The following is a 12532-nucleotide window of genomic DNA, read 5'->3' on the forward strand; positions in this document are numbered from 1 at the left end:
CATCATGTTCGCTCGCACCCTGCGGGTGCTGACCGTGGCGACCGTGGTCGCGGCGTCGGTGGCGGTCGGTGCCGCGCCGGCCCAGGCGGCCACCGTCACCTACCAGGCCGACCTGGCCACCGCGTTCGCCAACCCGGAGCGCGGCTACCACAACCGCTACGAGATCATCAACGACCCGGCGGTCAACGACTACGTCAACGCCTCCAGCATCCCCGGTTTCAACCCGGACCTGCTCGACCGGACGTTCACCCGGGCCAGGAACAACGGCAACACGCTGATCCACAGCTACGTCCACCTCGACAAGTACAAGACGCAGGCCCTGCCGCAGGCGCTGCTCGACAACCTGGCGTCGGGCCTCGCGGCGGTCCGGGCGGCCGGCATGAAGATCGTGCTGCGGCCCGCGTACACCTGGGACGGCTACGTCAGCGTCGACGAGGCGCAGATTCTCTCGCACATCAGCCAGCTCAACGCCGTCATCACCGCCAACGCCGACGTGGTCCTGCACCTGGAGACCGGCTACCTCGGCGCGTGGGGCGAGTGGCACACCGGCGGGCTGACCAACCCGTCGTCGGTCGAGGAGGCGCCGGCCCGCTACCGCATCATGAAGCGGATCGCCGACACCACCCCGGCCACGATCCCCCTCGCGATGCGCTATCCCATCTACATCAAGGAGGTGGTCGACCCCACGTCCTGCGTGGTGCCGGGCGGGTGCGACCTGACCCAGGCGCAGAAGGACCGGATCGGCTTCCACAACGACTGCTTCCTGGCCGACTACAACGACATGGGCACCTACGACAACCCGTCCTGGATGGGCTGGTACTACATCGAGCAGAAGAAGCAGTGGATGTACGACCTGGCCACCTCCGGCGGGCTCAACAAGATGGTCGGCGGCGAGACGTGCGGCGCCGACGGCTACAACGACGCCGCGTGCGTCAACGCGCAATCCGAGATGTTGAAGCTGAACTTCACGGAGATCAACGAGGACTACGCCGCCGTCAACACCGACAAGTGGAAGGCGGCCAACCTCGCGGCGAGCGGCAACGACCCGGCCGAGACCTGCTTCACGCGGATCAAGCGCAAGCTCGGCTATCGGCTCAGGCTGCTGGACGCGACGTTCCCGACCACGGTCGCGCTCGGTGCCGGCCTGAGCTTCACCGCGCACCTGTCCAACGACGGGTGGTCCGGGCTCGTCAAGACGCGGCCGGTCTATCTCGTGCTGGACAACGGTACGCAGCGCTACAACCTGCCGCTGACCGGCGTCGACCCGCGCACCTGGCTGGCCGGCGCGAGCACGGTCACCTCCAGCGTCACCGTTCCGGGTGGCGTGGTGGCCGGCTCGTACAAGTTGGCGCTGTGGCTGCCCGACCCCGTCGCCGCGTTGCAGAACCGGCCGGCCTACTCGGTGCGGCTGGCCAACACCGGCACCTGGGACGCGACCAAGGGCTACAACGTCCTGGCCAACGCGGTGACCGTCGGGTCGTGCACCGGTGACTGCACGGCGCCGTCGGTGCCGTCGGGGCTGGCGGTGTCGGGGGTGACGAACACGAGCGTGTCGCTGTCGTGGTCGGCGTCCACGGACAACGTGGGTGTGACGGGCTATCAGGTGTGGCGGAACGGTGTGCTGGCCGGTTCTCCGACGGGCACGTCGTTCACGGACACCGGTCGTTCGCCGGGGCAGACGTATCAGTACCAGGTGCGGGCGGTCGACGCGGCGGGCAATCAGTCCGGTTTGTCTTCCACGGTGTCGGGGACCACGAGCGGGTGTTCGGGTGACTGCACGGCGCCGAGTGCGCCCACCCTTTCGTCGCCCAGCAAGACGGACACCACGGTGTCGTTGTCGTGGACGGCTTCCACGGACAACGTCGGCGTGACGGGCTATGAGGTGTTCCGGGGTTCGACGTTGGTGGGCAGTCCGACCGGGACGTCGTTCACCGACACGGGCCTGACCGCTTCGACGGCCTACTCGTACACCGTGAAGGCGCGGGACGCGGCCGGGAACCGGTCCGCGGCCAGCAACGCGGTCGCCGTCACCACCGATGCGACTCCACCACCGCCGACGGGGCTGGTGCTGGACAACTTCGACGGGACACCGGCGTACCCCTCCACCAATGATCTGGGTAAGTGGACCGGTGGGAACTGCTTCCTGGACGGCGGTGGTGCCGGCGTGGTCACGGGTGGGGCGTTGAGCCTGCGGTACAACAACTGTGGCTGGTTCGGGTCCGACGTCGGTGTCGACCTGAGCTCGCGGACGTATCTGGTCGTGCGGGTCAAGGGCGCGGCCGGTGGGGAGCAAACCCACTTCAACCTCGGACTCGGCGGTTCCACCAAGGTGTTCGGTGACTTCACACTGGACGGTGGTGCCCACCCGGTCATCACGACCAGCTATCAGGACATCCGCATTCCCATGGCGGCCAACGGGATAAACCGCAACTCGCCGTCTCAGCTCGCCATGGGCTTCTGGTACGGCGGCAACTCGACCATTTCCATCGACCACATCTCGTTCCAGTAGGCACATCAGGCGCTGCCCGCGTCGTTTCGGAGGACCTGAATGACAACCATCGTTTTCCTCGGCGCGGGCAGCGTCGTCTTCACCCGCGAGCTGCTCGTCGACATCCTCGGCTTCCCCGAGCTCGCCGACGCGCGGATCGTGCTGCACGACATCGACCCCGAGCGGCTCGCGACCGCTTCGGCGTTGGCCGGCCGGGTCGCTTCCGCCTATGGAGTGCGGCCCTCGATCGTCGCCACGCTCGATCGCCGGGCCGCGCTCGACGGCGCCGACTTCGTCGTCAACTCCATCCAGGTCGGCATGTACGCGGCCACCCGCGTCGACTTCGACGTGCCGGCCCGGTTCGGCCTGCGCCAGACGATCGGCGACACCATCGGGATCGGCGGCATCTTTCGGGGCCTGCGGACGTTCCCGGTGCTGGCCGGCATCGCCGCCGACATGGCCGAGCTGTGTCCGGACGCGTGGCTGCTGAACTACACCAACCCGATGGCCATGAACGTCACGTACCTGGCCCGGATCGCACCGCGGCTGCGCGTCCTTGGCCTGTGCCACTCGGTCTACTGGACCGTGCGCGGCCTCTGCGAGATCGTCGACGTGCCGTTCGACGACGTCAGGTTCGAGAGCGCCGGCGTCAACCACCAGGCGTGGATCCTGCGCTGGGAACGGGACGGCGTCGACCTCTATCCCTTGCTCGACGCGGCCATCGACCGTGATCCCGAACTGCGCCGGCGCGTACGCGTCGATATGTACCGCAGGCTCGGCTACTACCCGACCGAGACGAGCGAGCACTCGGCCGAGTATGTGCCCTGGTACCTGCACCACGACGCGGAGATCGAGCGGCTGCGCATCCCGGTGGGGGAGTACCTGGCGGTCAGCGAGGCCAACCTGGCGGAGTACGCCGCGACCCGCGCCGGCACCGCCCCGATCGACCTCACGAAGTACACGACGGAGTACGCGCCCCAGGTCATCCACAGCATGGTCACGGGCACGCCGCGCCGGATCGTCGCCAACGTCGCCAACGACGGCCTGATCGGCAACCTGCCGGCCGGGTTCGCGGTCGAGGTGCCGACCACTGTGGATGGTGCCGGTGCCCGCCCGTCGCCGGTCGGCTTGTTGCCGCCGCAGCTCGCCGCGGTCAACCGGCCCTACGTCAGTGTCGGCGAGCTCACGGTCGAGGCCGCCCTCAGGGGCGATCCGCGGCTCGTGCGCCAGGCCGCGATGGTCGACCCGAACACGTCCGCGTCGCTGACCGTCGACGCGATCTGGGAGCTGTGCGACGCGTTGATCGCGGCGCACGGTGACCTCCTGCCCGAGGGGCTGCGGGCATGACGGAGCTGCGGCTGCGTGACTACACACCCGTGCCGGCCATCCGGCGTCCGTTGACCCACGTGCCGCGGGCGGCGGTGCCCGCCGTCGACGTGCACAACCACCTCGGCCGGTGGCTGGGCGACGGGGACTGGCTCGTGCGGGACGTGCCCGCGTTGGTCGACCTGATGGACGAGGTCAACGTCCGCACGATCGTCAACCTGGACGGCCGTTGGGACGGCGAGCTCTCCGCCAACGTCGCTCGCCTCGATGACGCGTACCCGAATCGGTTCGTGACCTTCTGCCACCTCGACTGGTCACTGCTGCGCGGCCCGGACCCGACCGGCGCGCTGATCGCCGCGTTGCGGCGCGCCCGCGACGCCGGCGCCCGCGGCGTCAAGGTGTGGAAGGACCTCGGGCTGACCGTGACCGACGCCAGCGGCGCGAAGGTGCTGCCCGACGACCCACGGCTGACCGACGTGTTCGCCGCGGCGGGGGAGCTGGGCCTGCCAGTGCTCATCCACACCGCGGACCCGATCGCGTTCTTCCAACCGCTCGACGAGCGCAACGAGCGGTTGGAGGAGCTCGCGGCGAACCCGTCGTGGTGGTTCGGGGCGCCCGGCTACCCCACGTTCGATCGCCTGATGACCGCCCTGGAGACGGTGGTGGCGGGCGCGCCGGGCACGACGTTCATCGGCGCCCACGTCGGCTGCGCGGCCGAGGACCTCGGCTGGGTCGACGGCATGCTGACCCGCCATCCCAACTTCCACGTCGACCTGGGCGGCCGGCTGGCCGAGCTGGGCCGCCAACCGCGCGCCACCCGCCGCCTGATCCTCGCCCACCCGGACCGCGTCCTGTTCGGCTCGGACGCCTTCCCACCCGGCCGGGAGGCGTACGAGGTCTACTGGCGCTTCCTCGAGACCGAGGACGAATGCTTCCCGTACGCCCCGGGCAGCCCGATCCCGCCGCAGGGCCGCTGGGACATCTCCGCCGTCGGACTGCCGCCGGACGTGCTGTCCCAGGTTTATGCCGGCAACGCGCGGCGGCTGCTTTCCGAATGAGGCTGGCCCGGTACGCGCGGGGCGCACCGGGCCAGCGGCCTTTCGGGTCAGGCGGCTCTGTTGCTCCGGGCCATGATGGGGATCAGCACCGCGCCGGTCGCGAGGTGCATCGCCAGCAGAGCCAGCTTGGCGCCCGCTCCGACCCCCGACCCGATCGGGCCGAGCAGCGAGAACGCCAGGACGGTCGAGGCGATCAAGGTCCAGGTCCGCGTGCCGCCCTTGGTCCAGCGCTCGAGCACCGCCAGCAGGCCCCACCCGGCCAGGCCGGCCAGGACGGTCACGAGGACGACGGCCACCGGCGTCACGGTGGTGGCGCCTGAGCCCTGGTCGACGATCAGGTCGACGCCGGCGATCGGGTCCGCGATCGTCCAGACCGTGAAGGTGGCCGCGGCGGCCGCCACCACGGCTAGGCCACGGGCCCGGCGGCGCTTACGGGCGCATTCGGCGGCGGTGTGGGCGGTGGCGTTGGTCGTGGCGGTCATGGTGTTCTCCTCGGATCGGTGCCGTTCGTTGTCTGGCACCACTGTCCGGGGTGCGGGCCTCATCCCGGATCGGGCGCGGGACGGGATCCGATCTCCGTCCGTGGACGGATGCGGGCGGGCGGCCGGGTCGGTCTCGCGGCCGATGAGCCGTCGCCGCCGGCCGCCTACGGTGAAACACATGAAGTCTTCCCGGGTTCCCCCGAGGGCGGTCGGCGCGGTGTGGGCCGGCGTGGTCGCGGTCGTGCTCACCGTGCTGATCCTGCTGGTGCCGGACGGCCCGTCCACACCGCTGACGACGGCGGCGGCTCTGGCGTGCGGGCTCGCGCAGGCCGCGTCCGTGCTGCTGATCGGCCGGCGGCCCGAGTGGGCGATCACCCTCGCGATCGCGGCGGGCATCGGCGTCGAGGCGTTCGCGCCGCAGGTCGGCTGGCTCGGCCTGGCCGCGGGCCCGCTGATCGCCTTCGCCCGGATCCGGCCACCGCGGGTCTCGCTGTGGGCGCTCGGCGTGATGGTCGCGCTGACCCCGTGGAAGCTGGTGGACGGCGGCGGCTGGCGTGAGGTGGTCATCGCCGTGTTCGCGTCGCTGCTCGGCTGGACGTGGGGCGAGCTGGACCGGTCCCGCTGCATCCGCCGCGAGCAGGAACGCCGGCGGATCGTCTCCGACGAGCGCGCCCGGCTGGCCCGGGAACTGCACGACGTGGTCGCGCACAACGTGTCGCTGATGGTCGTGCAGGCCGGCGCCGCCGCCGACGTCTTCGCCCGTCGGCCCGAGCAGGCCCTGGCCGCGCTCGACACCATCCAGGAGGCGGGCCGCTCCGCCCTCGGCGAGCTGCGGGCGATGCTGCAGACCCTGCGGCCGGACGGCACGGAGCCGCGGGCGCCGCAGCCGGGCCTCGACCAGCTCGACTCCCTCGCCGCCTCGCTGGGCGCGGTGGGGCTGCCGGTCGCGGTCAACCGGGACGGTCCCGCTCGCGAGGTGCCGGCCGACGTGAGCCTGTCGGTCTACCGCATCGTCCAGGAGTCGCTGACCAACACCCTGCGGCACGCCCGTGCGACCCGGGCCGAGGTGCGCCTGCGCTGGACCGACGCGGAGCTGCACCTCGAGATCACCGACGACGGCACGGCCGGCGCGTCCCGCGTACCGGCGGCGTTCACCGGCGGTTCCGGCGCGGGCCTGGCCGGCATGCGCGAACGCGCCCGACTGGTCGGCGGTAGCCTCGACGCCGGTCCGCTGCACGAGGGCGGGTTCCGTGTCTCGGCCAGCCTGCCCCTGGGAGCGTCCGCGTGACCGTCACCGTCCTGCTCGCCGACGACCAGGAGCTGGTCCGCGCCGGCTTCGCGATGATCCTCGGCGCCCGCGACGACATCGAGGTGGTCGGCGAGGCCGGCGACGGCCTGGAAGCGGTGGCGCTCGCCGCCGAGACCAAGCCCGACGTGGTGCTGATGGACGTCCGGATGCCCCGGCTCGACGGCATCGAGGCGACCCGCCGGATCGTCGACTCGGGCAGCCCGGCCCGGGTGGTCATGCTCACCACGTTCGACCTCGACGAGCCCGTGTTCGCGGCGTTGCGGGCCGGGGCCAGCGGCTTCCTGCTCAAGGACATCCGCCCGGCCGACCTGGCGGACGCGGTGCGGGTGGTGGCCCGCGGCGAGGCCCTGCTCGCACCGACGGTGACCCGGCGCCTGCTCGACCGTTTCGCGACGGGCCTGCCGGCCCGGTCGGGGCCGGACCGGCGGCTCGAAGCGTTGACCGCCCGGGAGGTCGAGGTGCTGACGCTGGTCGCGCGGGCGATGACCAACGCCGAGATCGCCGAGCGCCTCTTCCTCACCCAGGCCACGGTCAAGACCCACATCTCGGCGATCCTGACGAAACTCGACCTCCGCGACCGGGTCCAGGCGGCGGTGCTCGCCTACGAGACCGGCCTGGTGCGACCGGGCGCGTGACCGCTACTCGACGCGGTTGTCGTCGAGGTCTTCGACCTCGTCACCCCAGTTCTTCATGATGTACGCGGTGTCCTCGTGCAGCCGTACCCGGTGGACCTGGCCGTCCTTGATCTCGAAGAAGAACGCGGTCCGGTTGTTGAGCTGCTTCCCGCCCGGGGTGGTGCCCGTGACGAAGACCTGGACGGCGACGTGGTCGCCTTCGGCGATCACCAGGCCGTAGGGGGTCTGGCGCACCGCACCCTCGCCGGTGCCCCAGATGGCGCGGGCGGTCTCCCCGAAGGACCGCAGGTTGGCCTTCGACAACGGCGGCATGCCGGCGCGGGGGAAGGTCCCGGGATCGTGCTCGTAGGACATCTCGAAGTCGTCGTGGACGTTGTCGAGGATCCACTGGTCGCTGGCCAGATGGTGCTGCAGGAAGTCCAGAGCGAGGGTCTTGCTGCTTTCCGTGGTCATCGCTGGTCTCTCTCCTTATGACTCGTCCCACGCCTGCTTGATCGCGCGCAGGAACGTGTCGATCTCTTGTGCGCCGTACAGGCCGTAGCGGTCGTCGACGACGGTGAACGGGACGCCACCCGCGCCGAGACGCAGAGCCGCCTGATGGTCCTGCCGCACGCGGTCGCGGTACCGCCGTTCGGTGAGCGCACGGCGCACCTCGGCCCCGTCGAAGCCGAGCTCGGCCGCGAACCCGACGACGCTGTCGACGCTGAACAGCGTGCGGCCCTTCCCGAAGTGGTCACGGAACGCACGGCGCCAAGCCACGGTGTTGCCGCCGTGGTCGGCGGCGAAGGCGAGAAACTCGTGGATCAGCTCGGTGTTGCCCATGTCACGGTCCATGACCTCGTAGGGCTGCAAGCCGTCGCGCTTGGCCAGGCGCTCGATGGGCCGGATGTAGTCCTCGGCGGCCTGGCCGACCTTCCCGACCCGGCGCAGCAGCTCCCGCTGGGTGATGCGCTCGGGCAGATCGGGTGCCATGACGAACGACCGGTGCACCACCTCGACCTGGTCCCGGTGGTCGAACCGCGCCAACGCCTCGTCGAGCCGGTAGTTCGCGAGTCCGCACCAGGGGCACACGATGTCCGACCAGATCTCGATCTTCATGAGTCTCTCCAACACTTACGACATGTGCGTAACCACATCGTGCGTCAGCATCGGAGGGCCTACAAAAGGCACTTTCATGTGCGTACGACGGCGTCGTGAGGCGCCGCTCAATAGACGTAGGGCCAGCCCGCGCTGTCGTATGCGATGCGGTTGATGCCCAGTAGCGCCGCGCCGTTGTTCGCGTAGTAGTGGTAGACGAGGATGTCGCCGTCTGTGTCCGCGAGGATCGCCTGGTGGCCTGGGCCGTGGATGGAGTCGTGGCCCGCCAGCACCTGCGTGCCGCCGCCCGCGGTCATCGCCACGCCGTTGCGGTCGGCATACGGGCCCGTGACGTTGGTCGAGCGACCGACCATCACGCGGTACGTGCTCGACGCGCCCTGGCAGCAGCGGTCGAAGGACACCCAGAGGTAGTAGTACGCGCCGCGCCGCACGATGAACGGCGCTTCGATCGCGCCGCCGCCCCGGCCGGCGACGCTCAATAAGCCGTTGTCCGAGCGCAGGCCCGTCGACGGGTTCAGCGCCACCATCTTGATCCCCGACCAGAACGAGCCGAAGCTCAACCACCATCGCCCGGCGGCGTCGACCACCAGGTTCGGGTCGATGGCGTTGAAATTGTCGGAGGTGCGGGATTCGATAACCAGGCCCGCGTGCGTCCAGCTTCCCGAGGCGCCGGTGGTGCTCGTCGCCAGGAAGATGGCCGACCGGTTCGAGCCGAACGTCGACGCCGAGTAGTACATCCAGTAACGGCCGTTGCGGTACGTCAGATCCGGTGCCCACAGGTTGCGGCTGCCGGCCGTGTACGTGGTCGTCCAGGCGGCGCCGCCCGGGAAGGCCGAGCCGGCGTTGCGGAACGCGATGCGGTCCGACGAGGTCTTGAGGCTGATGCCGTCACCGGTGTGCGCGACCAGGTAGCCACCGCCCGGCCGCCGCACGATCGCCGGGTCGTGCACGGCCACGTCGCCGGTCACCCGCCCCGGGCCGGGGTAGGCCGCGGTCACGCTGGTGGCAGCGACGACCGCGACGACGAACGAGCCGGCGAGGTGCGCGAGTGAGGCCATGAGGCCATGTTCGCGTTAACAATAGACGAATGTCAATGACTCGTTCACTCGCAGGTGAAGCGCGGCTCCGCCAGGTAGGTCCAGGTGAACTTCTCGCGCTTGACCTCTTTGCCGGCCTGCTTGAAGACCCGGAACGCGTCCTGGGTGAAGCCCGGGATGCCGTTGGTCGGGATGCAGGTCGGACCCGCCGGCAGCCTCGTCACCTTCGGGCTGGTGATGTTCCGCCGCGGGCTGTACTGGGTCGTCACGCTGTCCCAGACCTTCGTGCTGTACATCGAGACCGTGATCGAGTCGGCCGTCCACGAGGTGTCGATGACCACGCCGTAGTCGGTGTCGTTGCGGAACTTCAGGTCCAGGTTCGGCCAGAAGATCGTCGACTCGATGACCGCGGGATAACGGCTGAAATAGTACGAGTGCGGCTTGTGCTCGATGTCCTCGAGCCCCGCGTAGTACGCCGCGTTGAACAGGGTCGTCGTGAACTGCGACGTGCCGCCGCCGACGCCCGGCACGAGCTTGCCGTCCAGGATGACCGGCGCGTTCCGGTAGCCCTGCGCGTAGCCGCGCTCGCCCGTGCGGCCGTTGAGCGAGAACACGGCACCCGGTTTGACGAGCGCGCCGTCGACCTCCTTGGCGGCCTGGACGATGTTCTGGCTGCGCGGCGCGGACAGGCCGCCGGTGAACTTCGTGGTGAACGTCGAGACGCGTTCCTTGATGCCGAGCTTGGCGATGTCGGCCGCCGTCGTCGCGGGCTTGGCGGTCACGAGCTTGCCGGCGACCGTACGCCCGTCGTTCTTCGGCAGCACCTCCAGCAGCGCGGTGGCGAGCGCCCCGACGTCGACCTGGCGGCCATCGGCGCCCTCGGTCACCCGCGGCTTGCCACTCACAATCGAGACCTGCGCGTCTTTGGCCTTCACCTCGACCGCGCCGAGCGGGCCGGCGAGCGCGGCGCGCAGCTTCTTCGCGTCCAGGGCGGGCTCGATCCGGCCCTCCTTGTCCGCGACCAGGCGCAGGCTCTTGGCGATCGCGGTCGGGGGCACCGTCACGTCGCCCTCCGACGTCGTGACGGTGACCGGTGCCGCCACCGCGGGCCGGGCGAACTCGGCGATCAGCTTGTCGACGTCGTCCTTCGTCGTCGCGGGATGGATCTCGACGATCGGCACGACCACCGGTGCGCCACCGAGCCAGCCGGCGCGCACCGCGTCCGCCGACTTCTCGGCGTGCAGGCCGCGGCCCGGCGCCGGGTAGACCGCCTTCGGGGTCGTGCCCGAGAACGTGATCGACGGCAGCTTCATCGCCCGCGCGTCCTTGCCGAGCGCCGCGCCCAGCACGTCGTGCAGCTTGCCCTCGTCGACGGTGACGACCGGGTCGAGCGCGTGCGAGCCGAACAGCAGGCTGACCGGGTCGGCGCTGCGCCCGATGGCGGCGTCCACGGTCGCCTCGACGTCGACCGCGAGGCCGACGTCGGCCGGGTTGACCTCGGCGGCCTGTTCGCCCAGGCGCACCGGCACCGGCGCTCCGAGCGTCTGCACCTTCCAGGCCAGCCCGGACTTGAGCGCGGCCACCGCCTCGGACCGGCTCTTGCCGCCGAGGTCGATGCCGAGCACCGACGTGCCACGGGGCACTTCACCGGCGTACGCGTAGGCGCCCGCGCCACCGATCGCGCCCAGCACGGCCGCCGCGATCCCGCCGACCATGAAGAGCCGGCGCCGCGGCCGGGCGGGCGGCTCGATCTCGGGCACCGGCGCGAAGGTCGCCCGCGGCTCGCCCACGCGTTGCGCCGGGAACTGCACGGTCGGTGCGTCGTTGGCTTGCGGGTGCTGGCTCACGCGCCACCTCGAGCTAGGAACGGATCGGACGGCGGACGCCCGAACAAGCGCCCGCCGGGATGCTAGCGGGATTGCCGCTGGGCCGCCGCTCTCAGTTCCCTTGTTGCGGACCCGGCCTAGCCTGAGCCTGGCCTCGCGCTGATGTTGCCTGCGGTCGATGCGAGCCTCCCGAAACAGTTCCGGAGAGGACGAGCGATGTTGCGTACGAAAACGACTCTGACCATGGCAACCGTGGCCGCGCTGGTGGGTTCGATGGCGGCTGCGCCCGCACAGGCCGGCGCGGCGAGGCCGTACCGGGTTGTCGATCTGGGCTTCGTCGGCCAGGCGGTAGCGATCAACGACAAGCGTCAGGTGGTCGGCAACAAGATCGACGGTGAGAACAGTGGCCCGGTCGTGTGGGAGCGCGGACGGCACGTCCGGCTGGACGTGCCTGCGGGCGGCGAGTACCAGGCACAGGAGGCGATCGCGACCGACATCAACAACCGCGGCCAAGTGGTGGGGTACGTCCGGCTCGCCGGCGTGGCTACGCAGCACGCGGTCCTGTGGGAGCGCGGGGTGATGAGGGATCTCGGGACCCTCGGTGGACAGTTCAGCCACGCGTTCGCGATCAATGATCGTGGCCAGGTCGTCGGCACCAGCCAGAACGCGGACGGCGTCAACCACGGGTTCGTCTGGGAGGACGGCCGGATGACCTCTCTGGGCCTTTTCGTGCCCGACGACATCAACAATCGCGGCCAGATTTCGGGCTTCCAGAGGTACGGCGACGTCAACAGTACCGCCGCCTTGCTGCGTCGCGACCGGGTGACCCGGCTCGACCTTCGAACGACGTCCGCGATGGCCATCAACAACGCCGGGACCGTGGTCGGCTACCTGACCGACTACGTGGCCGAGCGGAACACCGCGTACCTGTGGCGGGCAGGCCGGGCCGTCGCCATCGGGCCGTTCGACTCGACCGCCTTCGACATCAACGACCGGGGCGAGGTCCTGATGGTCACGTCCAGCGGCGTGGAGTTGTGGCGCGACGGTCGGGTGACCTCGCTGTCCGACCTCGGCGTGACGCCGCCGGTGGTCAACGTGGGTGCGCTCAACAACCGCGGTGACATCGTGGCCAGCCCTTACGACTCCTTCCCACGCGTCAACGCGACCGTCTACCTTCGCTGACGTCAGCGCGGGTGGCACCCTGCGCGAGCCACCCGCGCTGCCCCATCTGTGGCGAATCGTCGGAGATCGCTGAGGATCAACGCCCCTTTAC

11 protein-coding genes are annotated in these 12532 nt (G+C 70.2%); 6 read left to right on the top strand and 5 right to left on the bottom strand.

Annotated features, from left to right (window positions below):
* Window positions 1-4: 4 nt before the first annotated feature.
* Genes CHC05_RS26565 through CHC05_RS26575 form a run of 3 tightly spaced genes read left to right on the top strand, consistent with a single transcriptional unit; the run spans window position 5 to window position 4872 of the window.
* A complete protein-coding gene (locus CHC05_RS26565) occupies window positions 5-2509 on the top strand; it encodes a DUF4832 domain-containing protein (RefSeq protein WP_089253299.1) in 2505 nt (834 codons plus the stop codon).
* 39 nt (window positions 2510-2548) lie between these two features.
* Window positions 2549-3835 (top strand): alpha-glucosidase/alpha-galactosidase, encoded by a 1287-nt coding sequence (gene melA / locus CHC05_RS26570; RefSeq protein ID WP_089253300.1) that lies wholly within the window; start codon window positions 2549-2551, stop codon window positions 3833-3835.
* Window positions 3832-4872, top strand: coding sequence for an amidohydrolase family protein (locus CHC05_RS26575; protein ID WP_089253301.1), 1041 nt, complete (start codon window positions 3832-3834; stop codon window positions 4870-4872). The genes melA and CHC05_RS26575 overlap by 4 nt, the downstream gene beginning before the upstream one ends.
* A gap of 47 nt (window positions 4873-4919) precedes the next feature.
* Here CHC05_RS26575 and CHC05_RS26580 read toward each other — a convergent pair whose 3' ends face one another.
* The gene (locus CHC05_RS26580) at window positions 4920-5354 is read right to left on the bottom strand and encodes a DUF6069 family protein (RefSeq protein ID WP_089253430.1); all 435 of its coding nucleotides are present in this window, start codon (window positions 5352-5354) and stop codon (window positions 4920-4922) included.
* A 178-nt stretch (window positions 5355-5532) separates the two neighbouring features.
* Here CHC05_RS26580 and CHC05_RS26585 point away from each other — a divergent pair, with 178 nt between their 5' ends.
* Window positions 5533-6642 (top strand): sensor histidine kinase, encoded by a 1110-nt coding sequence (locus tag CHC05_RS26585; protein ID WP_089253302.1) that lies wholly within the window; start codon window positions 5533-5535, stop codon window positions 6640-6642.
* Window positions 6639-7298, top strand: coding sequence for a response regulator (locus CHC05_RS26590; RefSeq protein WP_089253303.1), 660 nt, complete (start codon window positions 6639-6641; stop codon window positions 7296-7298). The genes CHC05_RS26585 and CHC05_RS26590 overlap by 4 nt, the downstream gene beginning before the upstream one ends.
* Window positions 7299-7301: 3 nt before the next feature.
* On the opposite strand, the gene CHC05_RS26595 is transcribed toward CHC05_RS26590, so the two are convergent.
* From CHC05_RS26595 to CHC05_RS26610, 4 genes are all read right to left on the bottom strand, one after another.
* On the bottom strand, window positions 7302-7751 hold the full coding sequence (locus CHC05_RS26595) for a nuclear transport factor 2 family protein (protein ID WP_089253304.1): 450 nt from the start codon (window positions 7749-7751) through the stop codon (window positions 7302-7304).
* 15 nt (window positions 7752-7766) lie between these two features.
* Window positions 7767-8396: a DsbA family oxidoreductase gene (locus CHC05_RS26600; RefSeq protein ID WP_089253305.1), complete on the bottom strand. Its 630-nt coding sequence runs from the start codon at window positions 8394-8396 to the stop codon at window positions 7767-7769.
* 107 nt (window positions 8397-8503) lie between these two features.
* Window positions 8504-9454: an arabinan endo-1,5-alpha-L-arabinosidase gene (locus CHC05_RS26605; RefSeq protein WP_089253306.1), complete on the bottom strand. Its 951-nt coding sequence runs from the start codon at window positions 9452-9454 to the stop codon at window positions 8504-8506.
* Window positions 9455-9498: 44 nt separating this feature from the next.
* A complete protein-coding gene (locus CHC05_RS26610) occupies window positions 9499-11280 on the bottom strand; it encodes a VanW family protein (RefSeq protein ID WP_245871233.1) in 1782 nt (593 codons plus the stop codon).
* Window positions 11281-11502: 222 nt separating this feature from the next.
* Between CHC05_RS26610 and CHC05_RS26615 the strand changes: the two genes are divergently transcribed.
* Entirely contained in the window at window positions 11503-12441 is a 939-nt protein-coding gene (locus tag CHC05_RS26615; protein WP_218824694.1) for a hypothetical protein, read from the top strand.
* The last annotated feature ends 91 nt before the right edge of the window (window positions 12442-12532 follow it).

It is taken from the genome of Asanoa hainanensis (assembly GCF_900188485.1).
Taxonomy (GTDB): Bacteria; Actinomycetota; Actinomycetes; order Mycobacteriales; family Micromonosporaceae; genus Asanoa; species Asanoa hainanensis.